The sequence below is a fragment of the Amphritea opalescens genome (assembly GCF_003957515.1).
Taxonomy (GTDB): domain Bacteria; phylum Pseudomonadota; class Gammaproteobacteria; order Pseudomonadales; family Balneatricaceae; genus Amphritea; species Amphritea opalescens.
Genome location: NZ_RQXW01000019.1, coordinates 17,111 through 40,954 on the forward strand (window position 1 = coordinate 17,111; position 23,844 = coordinate 40,954).

The window sequence follows — 23,844 nt, forward strand, 5'->3', positions numbered from 1 at the left end:
CCCCGCTGAGAAAACAGATAACCCTAGGGTGCATGCGACTTTTACGTTCTGCCAGCGTGACGAGTGCCCCAGTGCCTTGGCTTACCCAGAACAGTGACTTCCCAATCGCCAAAGCGTTCTTTATTTTCGACGACCTCAGGTCGCTCATCTATCAAACGAGGATCGGGTATCACACAACGCTTTGTATTCACGCCTCGTCGATAGCGTTTATGTCCTTGCCGTAGCGCGTTGTAAAGCGTTCTGCCAGCGGATTTATTTCCAGCGATATAGCGGTAGATCCTCTCGTGACTGACTGGCATATCAATTAAATGCCCAACACCGCTAATCTGCTCTGGACTCCAGTGAAGTGACAAACCAAGTTCAACATACTCAACCGTTAACGCTAGAATTTTGTATTTAGCTGCCAAAATCTTACGCTCTTGAGTCTTCTGCTGAGCCTGTTCAGGATGATAACCATCCTTTGATCCGTTTCGGTCGAGTTCTCGATAAACAGTTGATCACCTCTCCACCTTTAGCAAAAAATGTCGCACTTATTATATGAATCCCCGCTTATCTATTGAGTAATTGCTTAAAAAAAGCAATTTTTCACTCAAGAGTAGTCCATCTTTCTAATATGAAGTTAAGTCTAGACTGAACTTCTGTTAGTATCTGCCACTTTAAAACAATAATATTGGAGCAAATAATGAACATTAAAAAATGGCTGGCACTGAGTGCTGCTTGCTTAAGCTTAGGTGCTGCGCCTGTTTTTGCACAAGAAACCCGTGAATTTTCAGTCTCTACTGTTTTATCAGATGCCTTTCCTTGGGGGCAAGCAGCCAGCAAATGGGCTGAATTGGTAAAAGAGCGTTCGGATGGTCGTATTACGCTAAAAGTCTATCCCAACGCACAGTTGGTATCCGGCGATCAAACTCGTGAGTTTTCTGCTATGCGCAGTGGTTTAATTGATATGGCCGTTGGTTCAACCATTAACTGGTCAACTCAAGTACCAGAAGCCAACTTGTTCTCATTACCTTTTTTGATGCCTGACAACGCAGCCGTTGATGCGATTACCCAAGGTAAAGCAGGACAAATGGTTTTTGATGCCATTGAAAAACGAGGCATTGTTCCCTTGGCCTGGGGTGAAAATGGTTTTCGTGAATTATCTAACTCGCGCGGCACTTTAACTCAACCGGCAGATTTAAAAGGCTTAAAAGTACGCGTAGTTGGATCACCACTGTTTTTAGACACGTTTAACGCACTGGGTGCTAACCCTACTCAAATGAGCTGGACGGATGCTTTGCCTGCATTAACGACTGGCGCTGTTGATGGTCAAGAAAACCCTTTATCAGTATTTGATGTTGCTCGCGCCGATCGTGCTAATCAAAAACACCTAACACTCTGGCATTATATGAATGATCCACTCATCTTTGGTGCAAGTAAGCGTGTTTGGTCTAAATTATCGACTGCGGATCAACAGCTACTAAAGCGAGCTGCGTATGATGCTGGTCAGTGGGAGATTGCTAAATCACGTGCAGAACTGGATGCTACGCTTAAATCTATTCGTGACCGCGGTGTAGAAGTAACCGCTCTTACGCCTGAGCAACACCAAGCTTTTGTTACAGCTACCCAAGGTGTTTACAAAAAGTGGATACCAAAAATTGGTGAAGACTTAGTAGAAGCAGCACAAGCAGCCATTACCAATCGTTAATTAATAATAGCTACTTAAAGATCAAAAATTCACTCTAGGTTAAATACTTAACCTAGAGTATTTAATTACTGGCTATACATCATGTCAAAAAACACCTTTTCACTTGAATCTTGGTTAGGCATTATTGCCTTAGCATCTATTTGCGTCATCAGTTTGGCTAACGTATTAGTACGTTATACAACAAATGCTTCTTTTGCTTTTACTGAAGAATTCTCGGTATTTCTAATCGTTATATTGGCTTTTTCCGGCGCCGCAGTTGCTGCAAAAAATAATGAGCATATTCGCATTACTTTATTAGAAAAATATTTGGGCCTAACAGGTCGACGTATTATCTATGTTATACAGTGGCTGGGCAGTCTTATCGTGCTTAGCTTAATTGTTTGGTATGGAGGCTTATTAGCTTATCAAGAGTTTACGTGGGAAACAACGTCACCCGGTTTAGGTTACCCTACTTGGATCTACTTAATTTGGTTACCGCTACTTTCCGTTGCTATTATTTTTCGTAGTACTCAGAACTTAATCAGCCGCTTAAAGATGGATGATTATTCAGAAGAGGCGCAGCAATGAGCCCTGATTTATGGATGTTAGTTGTTTTCGGGGCATGTTTATTCCTAGGTATGCCCGTCGCTTTTGCATTAGGGTTAGGCGGCGCAACAGGTATAATCACCGGATTATCCCCTGATATGTTGGCAACTTTAGGTACGAATACTTATAACAGTGTAGCTAAATACCCACTGATTGCTATTCCGTTATTTATTTTAACGGGGCTTATATTTGAGCGAGCAGGGGTTGCAGCAAGTTTAGTTAACTTAGCGCAATCATTAATTGGCCGTCGCTATGGTGGATTGACCTTGGTGGCGGTTCTAGTCTGCTTAATAATGGGTGGTATGAGTGGATCTGGGCCTGCCGATGCGGCAGCTGTTGCTATGGTAATGTTGCCAAGTATGACCAAAGCAGGATATCCCCGCCCTTTTTCAGCTTCTTTAATTGCTGCGGCCTCTTCCACCGCTATTCTTATCCCGCCTTCCATTGCGTTAATTTTATACTCGGTGATGATTCCTGGTTTGGATTTACGAGCTTTATTTGCAGCAGGTTTATTTCCAGGGTTATTAGCCGGTGCATCTTTATTAATACCAGCCTATATTTTATCAAAAAGAAATGGTTGGGAAGCACCTGATGCTGAATCTGATGCCGAACGCCTTTCCATTAAAGAAAGCTTTATCAAAGCTATTCCGGCCTTATTAGCACCCGTAATTATTTTAGGCGGACTACGTTCCGGGTTATTTACACCAACAGAAGCTGCCGTGGTTGCAGTAACCTATGGTCTATTTATTGGCGCATTTATTTACCGTTTGCTAACACTGTCTAGCCTGTTAGACATATTTAATGAAGCCGTTAAAATTTCAGGTATAGTGTTGCTAATTATTTCTTTAGCTGGAATTTTTGCCTGGGCAGGCACGACCTTAGGCACATTTACACGTTTAGCTGATGTCATTCTTTCTGTTTCAGATAACTCATTAACGTTACTACTTTTGGTTATGCTACTTGTGCTATTAGCAGGTATGTTACTGGATGCTATTTCTATCTATTTGATTCTCACACCGATCTTAGTACCTCTAATGAATCATTTTGAATGGAACCCCATTTGGTTTGGTATCCTATTAGCTATGAATATCGCTATTGGTCAGTTTACCCCACCTGTCGCCATTAATTTAATGGTAACTACGAAAGTGGCTAATATACCCTTAGAGCAGACCTTTGGTTGGGCGTTGCTGTTTATGGTGACTATGTTCAGTGCTTTATTATTGATTATATTTTTCCCACAAATAGCATTATGGTTACCACAATACCTAGGGTATTCAACAACGTAATAAATATCACAACTCCGTGAGCCACTCGCTGCTAAAGCGAGTGAGCTACCAAGAAATCCGCCTAGGCTCAACGGGCACCAACGCACATCACAGAGGTAAAAAATCTGCTGCATAATGGAGAGCGCTTTACCTTAGCGAATTGCCTGATTGCTTCCACTTATTAAAAAATGCGCCAAACAAGTTGTGTCATCTATCGCGGCTTAGAGAAAAATGATAACAAACTGGCGATGCTGTTTGCCTTAGCCAATGTGTTTAGAATTGACCAGATGATACGAACCGCAAGGGGTTAACCCGTTCAAAATCACCTAAACAAGGCTGAATGAGCTTGTTTAGGGGCTAAAAGCACTAAAATAGATGTGATATTGCGACTTTTGACCGAGTGAAAGAAACTGTCTGTTTTGCGATTCACCATTTTATAGCATCGAACAATAACCATTATCCCTATGCGCTTTAGGCTCCAACACACATTAATCAATCATTATTTTCACTGACTAAAAGTGTCATACAAATGTATTACTTCGCCTCTATTATTGAATTTTAAGGCAACTCAATATAAAAATTTTTAACTTTAACTTCGACTAATAACTAACAAATACAATCAATAATTATGCTACCCTCCTCCGCTGCTTCAGTGCTCGCTTTTAAACAACAGGCCTGATTCTTACACCAAACAGCAGTGTTAGTTATCACACAAGGGATTATAAAAATGAAAATAAAATTAGTAACCATCTTAGTCGCCGCCGCGTTATTACCCATGCATGCGGGTGCCAAAGATAGCAGCCATGACACTCATGTTGACACCCACGCTTCGGCTCATCATGCTACCGTCTCTGACAGTGTTATCGCAGAACAACGGGCTAAACTTGCAGAAAATACCGCAGGTAAAGGATTTGGCCCTCAAGCACCTCGCGATATTGATGCCGTTGCCGGCAAAAACCTTCGCACCTTTAACCCGGCGCCTCCCGCGGCCGAGATGAACCTCTGTAATATCCATTTTCATAAGAACGCTGAACATAAAGGTGGCGAATTTACCAAGTATGCTGGCAATGGTGACGGCCATGGTTTCCAAAGTGGCTATAAATACTCAGGCACCCTCAGTGCTGCCGAGCTAAAGCCGGTTGGACATGAGATCTGTCCGAGCAAGCACGGTGCACTGAGTGCCGGTGATACCATCGAAGTTCACTATGTACACTCCACCGCTAAAGTAAACCCAGGCCCAACCTTAGGCTCATGCCTGAATGATGCCATTAAAAATCCTCAGCTGCGGGTAGAAACCCAGGTCTATGTACTGGTCAATGACCAAAGCGCTCTCGATTTTGCTGATCTAGCCCTATACGCTAGAAAGCAAAACTTAAACCAAGCCATGAACGTCCCAACCAATACCGGCACGCCGGTTCAATATGCGGGATCAACCACTGGTCCGGGCTATAACGAAGTAGGTTCACCACTTCAGGTCACCTGGAGCGTACGACCTAAAGTCGCTAAAGTTAATATTGAGACGGTTGGCCAATGGTGTGAAGGTAATGTTTTCGACGAAGATCACGCCCACGGCGTAAGAAACCTGGTCACCAATCCAGCGCTTCTTTCCACCATCAGTCAGTAAATTATTAGCGCCTTTCAAACACAGCTAATAAGCCCTCGGCCGAAGATAGCCTTTCTGCCGAGGGCGTTCCATACTGAGTGATGAACGCCACAGCACTTATCTGATAGTCCTGCTCGCTTTCATTTTATCTCTCCTCCTATTACCGCTAGATTGCCCCCTTTCCTCAGCACCGCAAAACAAACGCTGACCGCTAACAACACCCCTAGCGATTGTGCTGATATACTGCCTTTAATAACGATATCGCCAGCACCATCAACGAGACATTCGGCATGAAGAGCTTTCTACGTGACAATCCTACGATCGCCTTTGGTTTGGGCCTGCCTTTACTGCTGGTAACACTGTTCCTGCTGGCATCGGGATTACCGACGCTATTGGTTGCGCCGCCGCAAAATGACTTACTGTTCGCCACCGAATACGTCAACAATCAGGCTGGACTACAAATCGCGGTCATCAGTCGCTCGGTTCAGCTCATTGATCAGGGAAGCCGCACCAACGATCACCGACCAAGAATCTGGCGTTACCATGTCAAAACCGGCGCCGTGCAGGAGATCGCCTTTGTGCTGCCTGCGTCACATACGAAAAAAACACCGTCCGTGCGCACCAAACCTCAACGTATCGATCTGCCTGATCTACAAGGAGTCGAGGTCGACTCATCCAGCATTGCGCCAGATGGTTACGAGTTCGTCCTCAATACGCGCTCAGACTCTCGCCTGTTCGGCGGACTCTTTTATTCGTCAGGTTATCGCTACGGCGCAGCCCTGAGAAAAAGCGGACGTCATATCCCCCTACCTAGCATTACCAATCAATACTACCGTGGTCGCACCCACTTTATCGGATGGGTTTCGCCATGATGATGTTACTGGTATTGCTTATTATCATTCTCTTGCTAGGTAGTGCGATCTGGTGGCCATTATTGGCCGGACTGTTTGGCGTCGCGAGCGTGACCAATAAAGCGGGTGCCATCAACCATATCGCCCAGCTCATGAAGACTTATGACATCCGCCCCGACGAGATCGGCACCGCATTAGATCAGCACGTTACGACGCCAACCGATCACCGTAGCAAAGGGGATATTCTGCGCACCCTGCTGGCTTACTTGGGAGGTATTTTTATTCTTGCCGGCATCAGCACCTATATCGGCACCTTCTGGGATAGCATGGGCAGTACGATGCGCATCCTAACTACGCTTGGGGTCGGCTATATTCTATTAATCGTGCTGATATCCGCCCTCTATGAAGGCAAGTTTCCGCGACTTATCCTGCCGCTCACACTGGCCTCGGCCGCCATGATGACCAATGGCTGGTTTGTACTCATTCACGAGTTTTATCCCCAAGGGGATAACTGGCGAGCAGCCATACTCTGCGTCTTTGGGGTGATGGCGATACATCAATGGGCCATATTCTTTAAGTATCGCCGGACAACACTCCTCTTGACCGGGCTCTTTTTCAGCTACGGATTTTTAAATGTAGGGCTCGACCTACTCGGTTTAACCCTTGCTTATATTGCGATCGCCTTAGGCTCCTCTCTCTTTATTGTCGCCACCGCCATCGAAAAGACATCCCACAAAGCACTAACAGAGCCGGCATTATTAATCGGCATTTGCTGGCTTAACGGTGGCTTATTTGAACGCGTCGAACAATTCACCGCGACCAATTGGGCCTGTCTCATCATCGGGGGATGCATCATCGCCACCGCCTATGGCATACATAAGTCCGGACGCTATCCACGCCTGATCATCCTCGGTTATTTCTTAGGCTCCGTCATGGCCTATAGCGGTGTATTCGACTTACTACAGAATACCTCGGCCGAACTCCTCTTCCTTGCCATTGCAGCAATAGGACTTTATGCCTCGGTGGTACTGCAAAGCCGTGCGCTGCTGCTAACTAGCGTGATTGCCATGCTTAGCTTTATTGTCTACTTCTCTGAAAAGTACTTTGCCAATTCGCTAGGCTGGCCCGCCACGTTGGTACTGCTGGGCATTCTCTTTCTCGGTATTGGCGCCATCGCCATTAGATTAAAACGCCGTATCTAGGGGCCCCCAGCGCAAGACATGGGTAAAACAGCCCAGTCCATCGGCAGGCCATCAACGATTCTTTTGAAAATAAAAGAACAAATAGATAGACATACCTTTAATCACTCTATATAGTAATCGGCAGCTAGAAAGAATTCTCATATTTACATCCTACATTTCGTTGTTTTATTCGTAACACCACGTCCTGCAGTTTCTAAGTCTCAGTCTATATTTTGATGCCATAAAGCCTTCTAAAGGCACTACTCTTATATAAATCTCAGGATAATACTATTATGTCTACTACAACTACCGGTACAGTTAAATGGTTCAACGAAACTAAAGGTTTCGGTTTTATTGAACAAGAATCTGGCCCAGATGTTTTCGCTCACTTCAGCGCTATCGTTAGCGATGGTTTCAAAACTCTGACTGAAGGTCAGCGTGTTGAATTCGTTGTAACTAACGGCCAGAAAGGTCCACAAGCTGAAAACATCGTTGCTATCTAATCAATAGCGGCCGTTAAAAAAGGGCAAACCCTACGGGGTTTGCCCTTTTTTTGTTCTCATGATCATAAACAGGATCCATCAACACCCATTCAACACTACGGATCAAACACCGCTTCTACGCCTCGCACACCTCTTTTAAGCAGCATGCACATCTTTGATTAGCCGAAAATTGATTAGTCATACAGCACAACCAGTCCACACCGATAAATCGACGCCACCTGAAAACGCTTTAAACAGACAGTGCCCGCTCAAAACGCCTCAGCACGAAACCAGTTCACCAGCTAACTGATCATTAATATGATTGGGCTTTCGCACGGGCATCCGCCGCACCGCTGTGATCACCACCTTCACTGCGAATATCTGCAATCAAAATCCAGAACTTACGCTCCTGCGCCGATTGGCCTCGCGCCAATGTCAGCCCTTTAAGCGCCAACTGCTCCGCTTGCAGATATTGCCCCTGCTGACGTCGCAGATCCGCCAACTGAAAGTACACCTGAGGATCACGCGGTGCGATTCGCTGAGCGCGCTCAAGACTACTTTGCGCAGTACGGTATTCGCCTTGTTTCTGCTGTTCACGCGCACCATCGAGTAACGCCACGACGGCAGGATTACTATCCGACACGACAGGGGCAGAATTATTCGGCACAGGCACCGATGCCGTTGTCGATGGTGATGATGACGGCGTAATGACGGTAAACCCTTGACCGGTCTCCACAGGGGTGGCCACCGCACTTTGGACACCGGTATTCCGATCCACCACGACATTTTTGCCAGCATCCGAACGATCTTCAACAATCGGACTAATATTCGCATTACCGCCCGTACACCCCGCCAACACTGAGGTTAAAAGTAGACCAAAACCTGTCGCTATTACTTTTTTCATCTATTTATTCCGATCTAAACCAGCGCTTGAACAGATCAAGCGGATTATTAATAACGTTATCACCGCATCCTGAGGACTCTTTGGGCTCGGTGCCTTCAATAAAAGGTAACTGTCGCGCGCCTTCGCAGCCTTCGCCCGACATCAAGCCGGTAGCATCTTCGATCCAATGATACTGGATATTCTCCGGCCTTTCTGCGACAAATGGTTGTGGATGAGCCTGCGCCATAAATTCAGTCCAGACACGCAGCGCCCCGCTACTGCCGGTCAATGGCAGCGGCTTATTATTATCCAACCCCAGCCAAACTACCGCCAAACGGTCTCCGGCAAAGCCCGCAAACCAGCTGTCACGCTGATCATTGGTGGTGCCGGTTTTACCCGCTACCGTCAGACTAGACGGCAAGCGACTATACACCGAACGAGCAGTCCCTTCCCGGACAACTTCTTGCAACGCATATTGAATCAGATGCATCGTCCCCCCATCCACCGTTTGCTGAATATGGAACGGATAGCGTGATAGCTCTTCATTATGACTATCGGTCACCATGCGGATGGCTCGCATCGGCACCTGAAAACCATTACCGGCGATGGTCTGATATAGCTGCGCCACTTCCAACGGCGATAAAGCCGTTGAACCCAATAACATCGACGGGTATTCCGTAACCTCCCGCTGCAACCCTAAGCGCTTCAGCATATCGACGACCTTGCCGGTACCGATTTCAAGCCCCAACCGTGCGGTTGACTGATTATACGAGTGGGATAACGCCCGATGCAGCGGCACCGGCCCGTGACTGGTTCGACCATAGTTTTGCGGTCGCCACACATCACCATTAGGCAGTTTCACCTCAAGCGGCTTATCTTCAATGATGGACGCGAGGGTATAGCCCTGCTCCAATGCCGCAAGATAGACCGCAGGCTTAATCAGCGAGCCGATCGGACGCTTCGCATCCAGCGCTCGGTTGAACCCCTGATAGCGAGTTTTACGACCACCCACAACCGCCAACACCTCTCCGCTGAGCGGATTACTGACCACCATCCCGCCTTCCAGCGCTTTGATCGAAGCCCCATAGCGCTTCTGCAACGATGCCGTCACCTCAACCAGGCTATTCTCTGCCCGTATCTGGGCAATAGGATCTAACGCGGTAAACACCCGTAAACCTTCGCTATTGAGCGCCTCTTCAGGATACTCTTCCCGCAACTGCCGTTTAACGAGATCTAAATAAGCCGGATAGGCACCCTTCTGTAAACTCTGCTGTTTAACCACGCCTAGCGGCTGCTGCTCAGCCCTAGCCCGCTCATCCGCGGTAATACTACCTTGCTCTTGCAACACCTTAAGCACTAGGTTACGACGCTCTTTCGCCCGCTGAGGATGGCGGCGGGGATCATAAAAAGAGGGACCTTTCACCATCGCCGCCATCAACGCCACCTGATGCAGCTTGAGTTCGCGAATCGGCTGCGCAAAAAGATACTGACTGGCTAAACCAAAGCCATGAATCGCTCTTGAGCCCTCCTGCCCCAGATAAACCTCGTTAAGATAGGCCTGAAGAATCTCATCCTTGCTGTAATGCAGGTCCAGCAAGATCGCCATTGGAATTTCAGCCAACTTCCGACTCAAGGAACGCTCAGAGCTAAGATAAAAGTTTTTGATCAACTGCTGCGTCAGGGTACTCCCCCCCTGCACAAAGCGGCCCGCTTTAATATTCACCAGCATCGCTCGAGCGATACCCCGCAAAGAGATACCATGATGGCTATAGTAGTTACGGTCCTCGATAGCGATCAGCGCATCCGCTAGGTGCGGAGGTGCTTCAGACAGCTGAATCAGATCGCGGTCTTCATTATCTTTAGGGTAAATACCGCCTATCAATACAGGCTCCAGCCGCGCTAAAGGCAACTGATTGCCCGCCGCATCCCGAATACGGCTGACCGAGGCGCCGTTAAAGTCGATCAACAACTTCTGTGCCCGCTCCTGCCCATCCGGAAAGTTAAATCCACGCGTATAGACCCGCACTCGGCTAGACGCCCACTCGGCGCTACCCGGCTGCGTGGCGCGCGATGTAAATTGATAACCCAAGCCTTTCAACTCTATTTTCAGATCGTCACGGCTCAGCGGCTGCCCCGGAAATAGCTCTAATGGCCGCGCATACACTTTCGCAGGCAGCGCCCAACGCTTACCCTCAAATTTAGCCCGCACCTGTGCATCAAGATAAACGAGACCTACGGCGGCGATCACCGTCATCACCAAGGTCAATTTGAGCATCAACATCAACAGCCGACGCTTCCACGATGGCTTTTTTGGCGCTGTTTTACGACTCTTTTGGGCACGGGATGCTGCTGCCCCTCTCTTTTTTGCCATGGGCTACGTATAATCCTCTGTGAATTCCGGCAATGACCTACTGAAACTGCATACTGACTTTATGACTCAAGAACTGATCACCGCTCTGTCCAACCCTAGCCATTACCCGCATCCGACCAGCGAAATACGGGTGATTGAGACGCATATCTCGTGGGTAATCCTGACGGGGGATATTGCCTATAAAATCAAAAAACCGGTTAATTTCGGTTTCCTTGATTTTACCAGCCTAGAGAGTCGCAAACACTATTGTTCTGAAGAACTACGCCTTAATCAGCGTTTAGCGCCGGATATCTATCAACAGGTGGTGGCTATTTGCGGTACACCCACCAACCCCACACTAATTGCCGAGCAATTAACCACGGCTGAACCGGACGATATTAACACGCCATTCGAGTATGCCGTGAAAATGCGTCAATTCGATGATTCCCTACGGCTCGATCGTTTGCTATTAAAGCATGCGCTATTACCCGCGCATATTGATGAGCTCAGTCAGCAGATTGCCGATTTCCATCTGCGCGTCCCCCATGCCAGTGCCGATGGCCCTTGGGGTGAACCGGACACTATCTGGCAGGTGGTCAGTGATAACTTTACCCATACCGGTGAGCACCTCGATTCCCTAGATGACTGGATGGAACTACAACAGCTGGCCTATCAGGTGAGTCAGCAGTTTCGCAGCCTCTCCAACAAAATAGAGCAACGTAAACGCGAAGGTAATATTCGTGAATGCCATGGCGATCTACACCTTGCCAATACCACCCTATTAGAGAATCAAGTACGGCTGTTTGACTGTATTGAATTTAATCTAGAGTTTCGCTGGATCGACACCATCTGCGATTTAGCCTTTCTGCTGATGGACCTTGAAGCCAATCAACAACACGCCTTTGCGCACCGCTGCCTTAATCGTTACTTGGAGATCACCGGTGACTATGACGGCACCCAACTACTGAATTTCTATAAAGGCTATCGCGCGATGGTCCGTGCCAAGGTGGCCATGATCGGGGCCGAGCATGATTTACGCGAATATCGCCGTTATATCAAACTCGCCCTGAGTTACGCCAATAAACCCTCACCGGTGCTATTTTTAATGCATGGGGTCTCCGGCAGCGGCAAAAGCTACCTCAGTCAGCAGCTATTAGAGCGCAGTGGCGCCATCCGTATCCGCTCGGACGTTGAACGTAAACGGTTGCACCGTGAGTTTAACCTGAAGGGTGAAAACTTAGAGATGTATGGCAATGAGATGAATGTGCATACCTACAACCATCTCAAAGCACTGACGCGAAAACTACTCATCGCCGGTGAGACGGTCATCGTCGACGCCACCTTTATTCGCGAACGAACCCGTAATAACTATCTGAAGATGGCTAAGAAAATAGGTGTTCAGCTACGCATTATCGCCTGTCATTGCGACCAAGCATCAATGGAAAAACGCCTAATCATACGCCAGCAAGAAGGCGTCGATCCATCCGATGCCGATGTCACCATTATGCGGCAACAGCAGGACAGTAAAGAGTCACTAAAAGAGGAGGAGCTTGCCTACAGCTACCGCATTAACACCCTCGGTGAGCATGCGATTCAAGACCTCTGTGATCAGATTAGCCAAGACCCGCTTATCAGCCTGCCGCTTATCTCTTAGATTAGCCATTTGATCAACGTCTTACGATATTAAGCCACTGACAAACACCGGCTGAGGCTCACTCACCACCTGAGTCACCGTAGCACCGTAAAGCCGACTCAGGTTGGCAGCTGTCATCACCTCGGCAACTGGGCCAACCCCGAACATTCGCCCCTGCTGTAGCAAGACCACCTGATCTGCCAATTGCGCGGCGAGATTCAGGTCATGCAGCACGCAACAAACTGCAACCCCGCGATCGGCGACCGCCCGAACACGCTGCAGCAAGAGTTGCTGATATTTTAGGTCCATCTCACTGACCGGTTCATCGAGCAATAAAACCTGACACTCCGCACCGGCCTGCGCCAAGACCCGCGCTACCTGCACCCGCTGCTGTTCGCCTCCGGACAATGATGTATAGTCCCGCTGAGCCAGTGATTGCAGCTCAAACTGAGCCAAGCTATCGCGGACTCGGGCAGTCATTGCATCCGCAGCCAGCATCAATGGATAGCACCCTAAGGCAACCACCTCTTCCACCCGAAAAGGAAAATTCAGCGGCTGCTGCTGCGTATACATCGCCATAAAACGCGCCCGCAGCTGTGGGTCTAGCTCAGTTAACAACTGCTCATCGAGCCTCACTTCGCCCCTATCCGGCGGCTGCAGCCCTGATAACAACCCTAACAGCGTTGATTTGCCCGCACCATTCGGCCCCAACAGCACCGTAATTTCACCTGGGCGCAGCGCTAAATTGATATCCTCAAGCAACGTTTTACCGCCCCGCTGCAGGCAGATCCCTGACGCCTTCAACATACTCGCAACTCCCGCTTACGGCGCGTTAACAACAGTAAAAAAAACGGCCCGCCCACCAGCGCCGTCACAATCCCCACCGGCAACTCCGCCGGAGAAACCAATAATCGCGAAATAATATCCGCCAAGGTCAGCAAGATAGCCCCCAACAAGGCCGATAACGGTAGCAAACGGCGATTATCGGGACCGGTGAGTAGTCGCACAAGATGGGGCACCACCAGCCCCACAAAACCAATAATCCCCGTTAGAGCCACCACCGCACCCACACCGAGTGCAATCAACAGAATCATCACCCGTTTACAACGCATCACATCCAACCCCAGCAGACTCGCCTGCTGCTCCCCTAGGAGCAATAGGTTTAGTTTCTGCCCATAACGGGGCAACAACCATAGCACCGGCACGGCGGCCACCAGCAACACCAGCAGATCTTGCCAGCGACTATGATTCAAACTGCCCAGCATCCAGAAGCTCAGTTGGCGCAGCTGTTGATCTCCCGCCAGATACTTCAAGCCGCCTAGCCCCGCCAAGGCAATCGCATTAATCGCTATGCCACAGAGCAGCATATTTGTGACCGACACGCCCTGCAACGTCACCGATAAGCGCGCCACTAGCAAGGTGGTTAATACGCCACCCGCAAACGCGGCCAGCGGCAACATTAAGCCGCCCAACAGATACACCGAACTCCCCAGCAACACCATCATCACCCCAGCACTGAGCGCAGCACCGGCAGAGATACCAATCAAGCCAGGGTCGGCCAACGGATTACGAAATAACGATTGCGCCGCAGCCCCAGTAATCGCCAACAGCCCACCGGCCAACAACGTTAGCAATAACCGAGGTACCCGCAATTGCCAAAACACCTGAGCGGCCACCGACTGATCAAAAATCGTCGTTAGATCCAGCGATACTGGACCCGTGAGTAATGACACCAGCATCACCAGAGGCAACAAACAGCTAAACCCCAAGACAACCTTACGATGACTCATCAATGTTTCTCCAATACAAAATCAATGGGCACACGCACATAGGATGCAACCGCAATACCGTTTTGCTTAGCCGGTACAAACTGCCAACGCTTCACTGCTTTCTGCGCAGCCCGATCAAGCAGTACTGAACCCGAGCTATGTTCCACACTCAGCCCGGTGACGGCACCTTTTCGATCGATCATCACGTGCAGCATCACCCGCCCTTCAATCCCCCGCTTACGGGCCAAACGCGGATATTTAGGTGACTCAGGTGGTGTCATAAATTGTGGTTGTGACTGATACAGAGGTGCGCCCTGTAAACCAGCACTATCGGGCAATACCGGTGTCGCCTCTGCTGAAGCCGCGCTATTGTCTGAATTATTGTTTGAACTATTGTCTGAGCGCTGTGCAACCGGCTCAGCCTGCGACGTCGGTATGGATTTTTCCTCGACTGGCGGCTTTACTGTCGGTTTTACTGACGACTTTACTAGCAGCTTTTTTTCCACAACAGAAACCGCTTTATGTACGGCCGGTTTCAGCTGAGGTTTTTCGCGCTTCTCATGTTGATGCTCGGTAACCGCAGGCTTAGGCGGAATAACGATATTAGGCTGGGTGCTATTTGGTTCAGGAGGATCGACTCGGTCGGCAGGTTCAAGCTCATTCTGAGCCGCAGCCACATCCTTGGACTCAATCGGCCCATCCTTAACCGCAGTATTCGCCGAATCGCTAGGATTATCTGCATGCGCCGCGGTGACACTAACCGTCAGTATCTGCCCTCCGACATGCGGAGCTTGCGTTGCAGTCAGCCAGCCACCGATCAGGGCGATGTGGGCAACCGCCGACACCCCAAGGGTTATCATCAAAATACGCCACTTAAACAGAGTGGTCAGCAGGCTGTTCACAGATTCAGATCACATTTTATTTAAAAGGTGTAATTAGTCACAAAAGTTGGCGATTATAATAGCAGTATCGACACCCCTGTCTGATATTTTCTCATAGGATCATTAAACGGGTTCAGCATGACCACCATGACACCATTATTTTCCATCAGCGAACTACCCGACAACAGTGCTAAAGGCATAGAGCTAGGTGAACGAAAGCTCTTTGCCGTTAACCAAAAGGGAAACATCTATCTCTATGAAAACCGCTGCCCACATAAAGGCATCCCGCTGGAATGGATGCCGGACACCTTTCTCGATCTAGAAAAACAGTTTATTCAGTGCGCCACCCATGGCGCCCTATTCACCATCGATCAAGGCCTCTGTATTGCAGGCCCCTGTACCGGCGCCAAACTAGTGCCGATCAGCTTTGAGGTGATAGAGGGGCAAGTTTGCATCGCCTAATCAAGACATACCGGTAGCGAGTGACTAATCGTCACCTGCTGCGGTGTAATGCTGGCGCCGTACGCATAGATTTCAACCCCCGCAGCCGCCGCTTCACGGAGTAATCGCCCATACTCAGGATCGATATGATCCGCTGGGCGTACTTGTTCAATGCCGGTGTGAGGCACACAAAACATCAATACCGCCCGATGCCCTTGCGAGACCATCAACATCAACTCCCGAAGATGCTTGGCTCCCCGAGTGGTGACCGCATCGGGAAAAGAGCCGATGCCGTCATCCTCTAACAGGGTGACATTTTTAATCTCGACATAGCACAGTGGCCGCTCAGAACTTTCCAACAGAAGGTCGATACGGCTATTCTCATCGCCATACTTCACTTCCTGACGAATCTGCTGGTAGCCCTGTAGCTCATCGATAATACCGCCTTCGATCGCTTCTCGAATCAAGGCATTCGCTCGGCCCGTATTAATACAGGCCCAAAAAAGCGACTCAACCCGCACCAGCTCCCAACCAAATAAGTATTTGCGTTTTAAGTTACCGGAATCCTGAATCCACACCTCACTCCCTGGGTCTGCACAGTTTTTCATCGATCCCGTATTAGGGCAGTGCACCGTTAACTGCTCACCACTATCGAGCTCAATATCCGCCAAAAAACGCTTATAACGCTTGATCAACCGGCCGGACTGCATCTTTTCCAGTTGCATCAGCTCAGTCTCAACCGCAAACGCGCTAACGCTTTCTCTATCTGCGCCACACTGGTGGTATAGGAGAAACGAATATAGCGATTAGCCTGATAATCACCGAAATCAACACCCGGCGTCACCGCGACTTTATCCTGCTCTAACAGATCCCAACAAAAGTCGAAGGTGTTATCGGTAAAGCGGGAGGCATCAGCATAGACATAGAAGGCACCCTCCGGCATCAACGGAATACCAAAGCCCAATGCTCGTAAACCGTCCACCAGCAGATCCCGTCGCTCTCTAAACGCTTCGCGACGCTGCTCAAGAATTTCGAGGGTTTCCGGCCGGAATGCCGCCAGCGCTGCATGTTGCGCAATGGTAGGTGGTGAAATAAATAGATTCTGCGCCAACCGCTCAATATCCGGTGCAGCCGATTCAGGTACGACCGTCCAGCCCAAGCGCCAACCGGTCATACCGAAATACTTGGAGAAGCTATTCAAGACGAAGGCATCCTGATCCACCGACAAGACCGAGGTCGCATCAAAACCATAGGTCAGGCCGTGATAGAGCTCATCGACGACCAGATGTCCCCCTTTGCCTTTCACCGTTTGCGCAATCAGTTCGAGCTGCTCCCGCGGCACAACACTACCGGTAGGGTTCGATGGCGAGGCCAGCAGAACCCCAGCGGTATTGGCTTGCCAATGCTGCTCAATCAGCTCAGGGGTTAATTGATAATTATCGGCGGCTTCAACCGGCACTAACTGCCCGCGCGCTTCTAATAGACGTAAAAACCGAGGATTACAGGGATAACCTGGATCCGCCATCATAAAAGTCTGCCCTGGGTTTGCCAGGGTCGCAAACACCATCAACAGCGCCCCCGACGCCCCTGCGGTGACGATTATCCGCTCAGGGGGAATATCCAGACCGTAACGGTACTGATAAAAACCGGCAATCGCTTCCCGTAACGCTGGAATACCCGCCGCCGGGGTATATTGCGTATGCCCATCCTGAATCGCCGCAATGCCCGCTTCAGCAATGGGCGCGGGGGTAGCAAAATCTGGCTCACCCGCACACATATGCACCACATCATGTCCTTGAGCTTCCAGCTCCTTTGCCCGCTTTAGCAGATCCATGACTTTAAAAGACTCAATATCAGCGACCCGATCCGACCAGTTATTCATGACAGGCGGTTCCTCTGTTAGCTATTTTCGAATGGCGAGGATTATACATTAGTCACAACCGTAACGCAGAATCACTCAGATAAAGCTTCCTTTAGCCGATGCGGTATAAACAACAATCACTGCTATAATTAACGGTTGTAATGCTTGCAGAGGATAAGCGTTCATAGCGATATGACAAAATCAATAAATCAGACCAATATCAGTACAAAAATAGTTTTTTGATCTGGGGGCTGGTGCTAACCCAAAGGTTCTGGTAACTTCAGCTCCCTTCTGATGGATGGTTTAAAAAACCATCAGCATCTAAGCCGTTGGTAGAAGCGTTCGGGCACGGTTGCCCGACCTGTTGAGAGAGAAGCGAGGCAGAACTATGCCGAATCAAGAAACACAGTTCACCCACTTTGAGCCATATCCTATTAAGGAAGGCGAAGAGTACATGAATGATGCTCAAAAAGATCATTTCCGTCGCATCCTGAACGCCTGGAAACAGGAACTAATGGAAGAGGTCGACCGTACCGTCAATCACTTGCAGGAAGAAGCAACCAACTTTGCTGACCCTAGTGATCGGGCTAGCCAGGAAGAGGAATTCAGCCTCGAACTGCGCACCCGTGACCGAGAACGCAAATTGATCAATAAGATATCCAAGGCGATGGGCACCATCGACGACGATGATTATGGTTACTGTTCAGCCTGTGGTGTAGAGATCGGTGTGCGTCGACTAGAAGCACGACCAACTGCAACCCTTTGCATTGATTGCAAAACACTGGCTGAGATCAAAGAGAAGCAGCTCGGTATCTGACCCTACGCGGCTGACACATCGTCGGCCGCTTTTGCAATGGTCTATACAGGTCGCTTTGCCCCCTCACCCACTGGCCCGCTCCACTTTGGCTCCCTTTTAGCTGCACTTGCCAGCTACCTTGACGCTCGCTCACATAATGGCCAATGGCTAGTACGCATTGAAGATCTTGACACGCCCCGCGTGGTCAAAGGCGCCACGGATAGCATACTTAACACCCTAGAACAGTTTGGCTTTGAATGGCATGGGCCGGTGATACGTCAAAGCGACCGCCTGCCCATCTACCATGATATTTTGTCACAGCTGATCGATAACCATCTTGCCTACCCCTGCCATTGCTCGCGGCAACAGATATTCGATCGTACAGGCGGGCGACGTTATGATGGTTATTGCCGCACTCATCCGCCAAAAAACAGCAGCGACTGTGCGATTCGCAGCCATTGTGAACAGCGCTACCCCTTTGATGATCTTATCCAAGGGCATCAGCCCGCTAACGACCCAACAGAAGACTTCGTCATCTTTCGACGGGATGGTTTTTTCGCCTATCAACTCGCCGTCACCATTGACGATGCCGAGCAACAGATCAACCATATCGTACGCGGCTCAGACCTACTCGACTCAACCCCTAAGCAGATACACCTGCAACAGCAGTTAGGCTACCCACAGCCGATCTACGCCCATATCCCCGTGGCCACTAATGTCCAAGGGCAAAAACTTAGCAAACAAACCCTTGCACCGGCACTGGATCACCAACAAGCCCGTCAACAGATGATTCAAGCGTTACGTTTTTTAGGTCAGCAACCGGTGGTAGAGTTATATGATTGTCGCCTAGAGGAGTGTCTTAATTGGGCCATCGAGCACTGGGATATCACCGCTATCCCCAGCCAAATGAGCATTGTTCTGGAGACTAACTGATGCATTTCTATCGTGTTCTGATTGTGCTGGTGATAGGTGGTTATCTACTATCCCCAATTTTGGACCAATGGTGGCCTAACTCCTCTACCCCTTGGTACCGTCCTTTTATTATCTGGGCAGCCCTGATACTGATTATTGCGATTCTCGAAAGAAGGCGGCGCAGCGATGAATTTTAATCTAACGGAACTCATCTTCATCGCCATCGCTTATCTGACCGCGCTCTTTGGCACCGCCTATATTACGGAACGGGGTTGGATCTCAAAACGGATCATCTATCATCCGGTCACTTATGTCCTATCACTGGGCGTATTCACCAGCGTTTGGACCTTTTACGGCACCTTTGCCCTCGCCAAAGAGTCCGGTTATAGCTTTCTCGCCTCTTACCTAGGCGCGTCGGCGGCCTTTTTCCTTGCGCCGGTCATATTGATTCCCATCCTGCGTATCACCCGTACCTACCAACTGAGCTCATTAGCCGATCTCTTCGCCTTCCGCTTTCGCTCAGCCACGGCGGGTACGCTTACGGCCATCTTCTCTTTGATCGCCATTCTGCCGTTAATTTCGATTCAGATTCAGGCCGTTTCAGATTCGCTACACATCCTAAACCAAGACTTTTCCTCCGATCAGATCGCTATCGGGTTCTGCACCCTCATCGCCCTGTTCGCGATTCTTGTCGGCGCTCGAAATCCGTCTTTACGCTACAACCGTACCGGCTTGATTGTTGCGATGGCCACCGGCTCTCTGATTAAACTGATCGCCATGATCACCATTGCCCTCTATGCACTCTTCGAGGTGATGGGCGGCCCAGGAGGGCTTGAACAATGGCTGCTACAGCACCCACAAGAGTTGGCGATATTCGATACGCCACTCGATAGTGATATGTGGCGCACCATGTTACTGGGCTTTTTCTCCGCCATTATTGTGATGCCGCACACCTTTCATATGATGTTTACCGAAAACACATCATCCAACAGCCTGCACAAAGCCAGTTGGGGGATGCCTCTCTACCTGCTGATCATGGCACTCGCCGTACCGCCTATTTTATGGGCCGGCATTAAACTAGGCATCGCCGATCAACCCGCCTTTCTGATTCTCAATCTCGGCATCCAGCTGGATTCTAACTTCCTCACCACCCTCGCCTTTATCGGCGGGCTAACGGCGGCCAGCGGAATCATCATTGTGGCGACGATCTCAATCGCATCTATGCTGCAAAACCACCTTATTTTGCCCTTGATGCCTCCGCTAGCAACCCAGCGTTTATACTCCAGACTATTGTGGCTGCGACGTATACTCATTATTGTAATGATGCTTTGCAGCTATCTGTTCTACAGTACCGTGGGACTGAACTACAACCTTCATTGGCTTGGCACGTTAGCCTTCATTACCTTTATGCAGTTTCTACCCGGCATTCTCGCCACCCTGTTTTGGCCCGGCGCCAACCGCAATGGTTTCTGCCTAGGACTCATTGCGGGCATGGGTATTTGGATTAGCTCGATGCTAACGGGCTTGCTTGGGGGCGATACTCTCACCGCCGATGCCGTCATTATGGATTATGACAACTGGCATCAGATTGCGATCTATGCGCTGACCGCCAATATCATTATTTTCCTGCTCACCTCTATCCTCACCCGCAGCTCACAGGAGGAGATCGCCAGCGCCAGTGCTTGCCTACATAACAGCCTGCAACGTCCGGTAGGGCCACAGCTCAACATTAGCCACAGCGATGAGTTGGTCGAACTGCTCAGCCCCCGGCTAGGAAAAACCACCGCCAAACGCGAGATCGATCAAGCCCTGCATGAACTCAATCTCGTCAGTGGCGAGCTCAACGCCATCGACCTCGTAAGACTCAGAACCCATACCGAAAGCCGTCTTAGCGCACTCTTCGGGCCGGTTGAAGCCAGCACCCTGCTCAATCAGCAGATTAAAACAGAGTCTCTAGGCCAATACCGTACGAGGGATATTCACCTGTTAGAGGCGCAACTGGAAACCTATCAGACCCGCCTGAGCGGTCTGGCGGCCGAACTCGACAATCTGCGCCGTCATCACCGAATGACACTGCAACGTCTGCCTCTTGGGGCCTGTTCTCTGGATGAAAAGGGACAGATTATTTTTTGGAATGAGGAGATGGAGCACTTCACCGGACTTCAGGCATCCTTTGTATTAACCCGCAAGCTACTGAATCTGCCAGCGCCCTGGGGCGAATTACTCAACGACTTCTCGCGGCAAGATAATAACCACCTGTTATCACAACACTTACTGATCAATGATGAGAACTGCTGGCTTAGCCTGCACAAAGCCAGCCTCGCCGATGACCCCGAGTCGATGGTGATTCTGCTAGAAAACGAAACCGATAATCAATTGCTGGTCAACCGCCTAACCCATAACGAACGACTCGCCTCCATTGGTCGGTTCGCGGCCGGTGTGGCCCATGAGATTGGCAACCCGGTCACCGGTATCGCCTGTTTAGCACAGAACCTCAAGTATGAAACCGATGACCCCTATATTCTTGAAAGTGCTGAACAGATCGTCACCCAGACCCAAAGAATTACCCGCATCGTTCAATCACTGGTGCGCTTCGCCCACTCAGGCTTAAATGATGAACAGCAGCACCTCGAAAAGATCAATCTAAAAGAGCTCACCGACGAAGCGCTACATCTCGTCTCTATGGATAGCCGCGGCCAATCACTGCAACTGAATAATAATATTGATAGCTCAATCCATCTTAGCGGCGACCCTCAACGCCTGATGCAGGTATTTATCAACCTGATCAACAATGCCTGCGACGCGTCACCCGACCATGGCTCGGTCTGGCTGGACGCTACACGCGAGAGTAACTCCGTGGTGATTACCATCACCGATGAGGGTAGCGGCATCTCTGCGGAACACATCAACAAACTCTTTGAACCGTTCTTTACCACCAAAGATCCGGGCAAAGGAACCGGTCTGGGGCTGTCATTGGTCTATAACATCATCGAGGAGCATTATGGTAGTATTAACGTAGTGAGTCCCGCCAATAAAAATCAGAACAATGGCACTCAGATGGTTATCACCCTCCCGGTCAGTTAACAGGATTAAGTTTGTAATATAACAAACACCTGCGACCCGAGGATAAGAAGCAAAGGTAAACCGAATGAGCCGCATCCTTATCGTCGAAGATGAGTCTATTATACGTTCTGCCCTCCGGCGATTGCTGGAGCGCAACCATTACACCGTTGACGATGCAGGATCTGTTGACGAAGCGACCAACCAGTTCAACCTCAATGATTACAACCTAATCATCAGTGATCTGCGCCTACCCGGCGCACCGGGCACCGATCTGATCGATCTCGCTAAAGCGGTACCGGTCGTCATTATGACCAGTTACGCCAGCATGCGCTCCGCCGTCGAAGCCATGAAAATGGGCGCGGTGGACTATATCGCCAAACCCTTTGATCACGATGAGATTCTAGAAACCATCGCCAATATCATCAAACTCCGTAGCACTGATGACGACACCTCAGCACCGGCAGAGGGTGATAGTCCCAGTGGCAGTAACGAGATGGTCGGCAACTGCACCGCGATGCAAAATCTATTTAAGCGCATCCAGAAAGTCGCAGGCACCGACGCTACCGTGCTGATTCAAGGCGAATCGGGCACCGGCAAAGAACTCGCGGCCCGGGCGATCCACCAGCAAAGCGCTCGCTCAGGCTCACCGATGATCTCCGTTAACTGCGCCTCTATTCCCGAGAGCCTGATTGAATCTGAACTCTTTGGCCATGAAAAAGGCGCGTTTACCGGTGCCGATGCAACCCGCAATGGCCTGATAGAAGCTGCCCATGGTGGCACACTGTTTCTCGATGAGATCGGCGAACTACCCCTTGAAGCTCAAGCGCGTTTGCTGCGATTCCTACAGGAGAGTGAAATCCGTCGAGTTGGCTCGGTAAAATCGATCAACGTTGATGTCCGCCTTATTGCAGCGACCCACCGCAATCTCAAAGCGCTAGCCAAAACCGGCGAGTTTCGAGAAGACCTATACTATCGACTCTACGTCATGGAGCTTCAAATGCCTCCGCTGCGAGAGCGAGGTGAGGATATCATCGATATTGCCCAGCAATTCCTACAGAGAAGCTGTAAAAAGCTCGGTTCACCCTTGCTGAAATTCAGCGATGATGCCTGCACAACCATGATCCGCTACCGCTGGCCAGGTAATGTGCGCGAACTACAAAATGCGATCGAACGGGCGGTTATTCTGGCTGATGATCATATGATTACCACCGACCTGCTTGGTCTCGATATCGAACCCGACTCCTTAGCCGAACTGGAATCAAGCTTTGCCAGCGGCCACTCATTGGTTGCTGAAACCGACACTAGAGAGCGACGCGGCGACCAAAACCTCTCTCTAGACGATTATTTTCAGCGCTTCGTCTTGGAAAATCAGGATTCAATGAGCGAGACCAAGCTGGCGAAGAAATTAGGCGTGAGCCGCAAGTGCTTATGGGAGCGGCGACAAAAGCTGGGAATTCCACGCAAACCGAAAGAATAAAGCCGCCAACCACATATGAGCGTCTCACCTTGGCGAAAAAGTGTTACTTATCCCCCACGAAGCAAGTGCAGCATGTGTAGAAAGGTAACAGTTTTTGTTACCTTCCTCGGTAACACCGGGTAAC

21 protein-coding genes and 2 pseudogenes are annotated in these 23,844 nt (G+C 49.7%); 15 read left to right on the top strand and 8 right to left on the bottom strand.

Translation table 11 applies throughout. From position 1 onward, the window contains the following. Positions 1-28: 28 nt before the first annotated feature. A pseudogene (locus EH243_RS16135) lies at positions 29-497 on the bottom strand (IS30 family transposase); the annotation flags it as partial. Positions 498-682: 185 nt separating this feature from the next. Between EH243_RS16135 and EH243_RS16140 the strand changes: the two are divergent. From EH243_RS16140 to EH243_RS16175, 8 genes and pseudogenes are all read left to right on the top strand, one after another. Next, positions 683-1,687, top strand: a complete 1,005-nt coding sequence (locus EH243_RS16140; protein WP_126159697.1) for a DctP family TRAP transporter solute-binding subunit — start codon at positions 683-685, stop codon at positions 1,685-1,687. An 81-nt stretch (positions 1,688-1,768) separates the two neighbouring features. After that, positions 1,769-2,254, top strand: coding sequence for a TRAP transporter small permease (locus EH243_RS16145; protein WP_126159698.1), 486 nt, complete (start codon positions 1,769-1,771; stop codon positions 2,252-2,254). Then, the gene (locus tag EH243_RS16150; RefSeq protein ID WP_126159699.1) at positions 2,251-3,558 is read left to right on the top strand and encodes a TRAP transporter large permease; all 1,308 of its coding nucleotides are present in this window, start codon (positions 2,251-2,253) and stop codon (positions 3,556-3,558) included. Before EH243_RS16145 ends, EH243_RS16150 begins: the two co-directional genes overlap by 4 nt. A 191-nt stretch (positions 3,559-3,749) precedes the next feature. After that, a pseudogene (locus EH243_RS16155) lies at positions 3,750-3,848 on the top strand (IS5/IS1182 family transposase); the annotation flags it as partial. Between the two features lie 416 nt (positions 3,849-4,264). Next, complete coding sequence (locus EH243_RS16160; protein WP_126159700.1) at positions 4,265-5,161, top strand: delta-class carbonic anhydrase; 897 nt, start codon at positions 4,265-4,267, stop codon at positions 5,159-5,161. A gap of 269 nt (positions 5,162-5,430) precedes the next feature. Then, complete coding sequence (locus EH243_RS16165; RefSeq protein ID WP_126159701.1) at positions 5,431-6,012, top strand: hypothetical protein; 582 nt, start codon at positions 5,431-5,433, stop codon at positions 6,010-6,012. Continuing rightward, a complete protein-coding gene (locus EH243_RS16170) occupies positions 6,009-7,193 on the top strand; it encodes a DUF2157 domain-containing protein (protein WP_126159702.1) in 1,185 nt (394 codons plus the stop codon). The genes EH243_RS16165 and EH243_RS16170 overlap by 4 nt, the downstream gene beginning before the upstream one ends. 272 nt (positions 7,194-7,465) lie before the next feature. Further along, the gene (locus EH243_RS16175) at positions 7,466-7,675 is read left to right on the top strand and encodes a cold-shock protein (RefSeq protein ID WP_126159703.1); all 210 of its coding nucleotides are present in this window, start codon (positions 7,466-7,468) and stop codon (positions 7,673-7,675) included. A gap of 292 nt (positions 7,676-7,967) precedes the next feature. Here the strand turns inward: EH243_RS16175 and EH243_RS16180 are convergent, their stop codons facing one another. Next, positions 7,968-8,558: a tetratricopeptide repeat protein gene (locus tag EH243_RS16180; protein WP_126159704.1), complete on the bottom strand. Its 591-nt coding sequence runs from the start codon at positions 8,556-8,558 to the stop codon at positions 7,968-7,970. 4 nt (positions 8,559-8,562) lie between these two features. Then, on the bottom strand, positions 8,563-10,908 hold the full coding sequence (mrcB, locus tag EH243_RS16185; RefSeq protein ID WP_126159705.1) for a penicillin-binding protein 1B: 2,346 nt from the start codon (positions 10,906-10,908) through the stop codon (positions 8,563-8,565). Positions 10,909-10,927: 19 nt separating this feature from the next. Here mrcB and EH243_RS16190 point away from each other — a divergent pair, with 19 nt between their 5' ends. After that, entirely contained in the window at positions 10,928-12,541 is a 1,614-nt protein-coding gene (locus tag EH243_RS16190) for a bifunctional aminoglycoside phosphotransferase/ATP-binding protein (protein WP_241235110.1), read from the top strand. A 21-nt stretch (positions 12,542-12,562) separates the two neighbouring features. Here EH243_RS16190 and EH243_RS16195 read toward each other — a convergent pair whose 3' ends face one another. Genes EH243_RS16195 through EH243_RS16205 form a run of 3 tightly spaced genes read right to left on the bottom strand, consistent with a single transcriptional unit; the run spans position 12,563 to position 15,191 of the window. Continuing rightward, complete coding sequence (locus EH243_RS16195; RefSeq protein WP_126159706.1) at positions 12,563-13,327, bottom strand: heme ABC transporter ATP-binding protein; 765 nt, start codon at positions 13,325-13,327, stop codon at positions 12,563-12,565. After that, positions 13,321-14,310 (bottom strand): FecCD family ABC transporter permease, encoded by a 990-nt coding sequence (locus tag EH243_RS16200; RefSeq protein ID WP_126159707.1) that lies wholly within the window; start codon positions 14,308-14,310, stop codon positions 13,321-13,323. The genes EH243_RS16195 and EH243_RS16200 overlap by 7 nt, the downstream gene beginning before the upstream one ends. Next, on the bottom strand, positions 14,310-15,191 hold the full coding sequence (locus EH243_RS16205; RefSeq protein WP_126159708.1) for an energy transducer TonB: 882 nt from the start codon (positions 15,189-15,191) through the stop codon (positions 14,310-14,312). Before EH243_RS16205 ends, EH243_RS16200 begins: the two co-directional genes overlap by 1 nt. Positions 15,192-15,308: 117 nt before the next feature. Between EH243_RS16205 and EH243_RS16210 the strand changes: the two genes are divergently transcribed. Beyond that, positions 15,309-15,632: a Rieske (2Fe-2S) protein gene (locus EH243_RS16210; protein ID WP_126159709.1), complete on the top strand. Its 324-nt coding sequence runs from the start codon at positions 15,309-15,311 to the stop codon at positions 15,630-15,632. Here the strand turns inward: EH243_RS16210 and sfsA are convergent. Beyond that, positions 15,629-16,336: a DNA/RNA nuclease SfsA gene (gene sfsA / locus EH243_RS16215; protein WP_126159710.1), complete on the bottom strand. Its 708-nt coding sequence runs from the start codon at positions 16,334-16,336 to the stop codon at positions 15,629-15,631. The two genes, EH243_RS16210 and sfsA, sit on opposite strands and share 4 nt — an antisense overlap. Continuing rightward, positions 16,336-17,493 carry a pyridoxal phosphate-dependent aminotransferase gene (locus EH243_RS16220; protein WP_126159711.1) on the bottom strand — a complete coding sequence of 386 codons (1,158 nt, stop codon included), beginning with the start codon at positions 17,491-17,493 and terminating at the stop codon, positions 16,336-16,338. The genes sfsA and EH243_RS16220 overlap by 1 nt, the downstream gene beginning before the upstream one ends. A 367-nt stretch (positions 17,494-17,860) precedes the next feature. Here EH243_RS16220 and dksA point away from each other — a divergent pair, with 367 nt between their 5' ends. The 5 genes from dksA (at position 17,861) to EH243_RS16240 (ending at position 23,720) form a co-directional block, all read left to right on the top strand. Beyond that, positions 17,861-18,289: an RNA polymerase-binding protein DksA gene (dksA, locus tag EH243_RS16225; RefSeq protein WP_126159712.1), complete on the top strand. Its 429-nt coding sequence runs from the start codon at positions 17,861-17,863 to the stop codon at positions 18,287-18,289. Between the two features lie 36 nt (positions 18,290-18,325). Then, positions 18,326-19,201, top strand: coding sequence for a tRNA glutamyl-Q(34) synthetase GluQRS (gluQRS, locus tag EH243_RS16230; RefSeq protein WP_126159713.1), 876 nt, complete (start codon positions 18,326-18,328; stop codon positions 19,199-19,201). Continuing rightward, complete coding sequence (locus tag EH243_RS18560) at positions 19,201-19,377, top strand: hypothetical protein (RefSeq protein ID WP_164549142.1); 177 nt, start codon at positions 19,201-19,203, stop codon at positions 19,375-19,377. The genes gluQRS and EH243_RS18560 overlap by 1 nt, the downstream gene beginning before the upstream one ends. Next, on the top strand, positions 19,367-22,264 hold the full coding sequence (locus tag EH243_RS16235) for a sensor histidine kinase (RefSeq protein ID WP_126159714.1): 2,898 nt from the start codon (positions 19,367-19,369) through the stop codon (positions 22,262-22,264). Before EH243_RS18560 ends, EH243_RS16235 begins: the two co-directional genes overlap by 11 nt. Positions 22,265-22,328: 64 nt before the next feature. Continuing rightward, positions 22,329-23,720 carry a sigma-54-dependent transcriptional regulator gene (locus EH243_RS16240; protein ID WP_126159715.1) on the top strand — a complete coding sequence of 464 codons (1,392 nt, stop codon included), beginning with the start codon at positions 22,329-22,331 and terminating at the stop codon, positions 23,718-23,720. The last annotated feature ends 124 nt before the right edge of the window (positions 23,721-23,844 follow it).

What these genes read in the sequence shown, in the direction of transcription:
- mrcB (WP_126159705.1), bottom strand. Translation starts at nt 10,908, where the DNA reads ATGGCAAAAAAGAGAGGGGCAGCAGCATCCCGTGCCCAAAAGAGTCGT.
- EH243_RS16220 (WP_126159711.1), bottom strand. Translation starts at nt 17,493, where the DNA reads ATGAATAACTGGTCGGATCGGGTCGCTGATATTGAGTCTTTTAAAGTC.
- EH243_RS16160 (WP_126159700.1), top strand. Translation starts at nt 4,265, where the DNA reads ATGAAAATAAAATTAGTAACCATCTTAGTCGCCGCCGCGTTATTACCC.
- gluQRS (WP_126159713.1), top strand. Translation starts at nt 18,326, where the DNA reads ATGGTCTATACAGGTCGCTTTGCCCCCTCACCCACTGGCCCGCTCCAC.
- EH243_RS16140 (WP_126159697.1), top strand. Translation starts at nt 683, where the DNA reads ATGAACATTAAAAAATGGCTGGCACTGAGTGCTGCTTGCTTAAGCTTA.
- EH243_RS16145 (WP_126159698.1), top strand. Translation starts at nt 1,769, where the DNA reads ATGTCAAAAAACACCTTTTCACTTGAATCTTGGTTAGGCATTATTGCC.
- EH243_RS16200 (WP_126159707.1), bottom strand. Translation starts at nt 14,310, where the DNA reads ATGAGTCATCGTAAGGTTGTCTTGGGGTTTAGCTGTTTGTTGCCTCTG.
- EH243_RS16210 (WP_126159709.1), top strand. Translation starts at nt 15,309, where the DNA reads ATGACCACCATGACACCATTATTTTCCATCAGCGAACTACCCGACAAC.
- EH243_RS16175 (WP_126159703.1), top strand. Translation starts at nt 7,466, where the DNA reads ATGTCTACTACAACTACCGGTACAGTTAAATGGTTCAACGAAACTAAA.
- dksA (WP_126159712.1), top strand. Translation starts at nt 17,861, where the DNA reads ATGCCGAATCAAGAAACACAGTTCACCCACTTTGAGCCATATCCTATT.
- EH243_RS16150 (WP_126159699.1), top strand. Translation starts at nt 2,251, where the DNA reads ATGAGCCCTGATTTATGGATGTTAGTTGTTTTCGGGGCATGTTTATTC.
- EH243_RS16195 (WP_126159706.1), bottom strand. Translation starts at nt 13,327, where the DNA reads ATGTTGAAGGCGTCAGGGATCTGCCTGCAGCGGGGCGGTAAAACGTTG.
- EH243_RS18560 (WP_164549142.1), top strand. Translation starts at nt 19,201, where the DNA reads ATGCATTTCTATCGTGTTCTGATTGTGCTGGTGATAGGTGGTTATCTA.
- sfsA (WP_126159710.1), bottom strand. Translation starts at nt 16,336, where the DNA reads ATGCAACTGGAAAAGATGCAGTCCGGCCGGTTGATCAAGCGTTATAAG.
- EH243_RS16235 (WP_126159714.1), top strand. Translation starts at nt 19,367, where the DNA reads ATGAATTTTAATCTAACGGAACTCATCTTCATCGCCATCGCTTATCTG.
- EH243_RS16170 (WP_126159702.1), top strand. Translation starts at nt 6,009, where the DNA reads ATGATGATGTTACTGGTATTGCTTATTATCATTCTCTTGCTAGGTAGT.
- EH243_RS16165 (WP_126159701.1), top strand. Translation starts at nt 5,431, where the DNA reads ATGAAGAGCTTTCTACGTGACAATCCTACGATCGCCTTTGGTTTGGGC.
- EH243_RS16180 (WP_126159704.1), bottom strand. Translation starts at nt 8,558, where the DNA reads ATGAAAAAAGTAATAGCGACAGGTTTTGGTCTACTTTTAACCTCAGTG.
- EH243_RS16240 (WP_126159715.1), top strand. Translation starts at nt 22,329, where the DNA reads ATGAGCCGCATCCTTATCGTCGAAGATGAGTCTATTATACGTTCTGCC.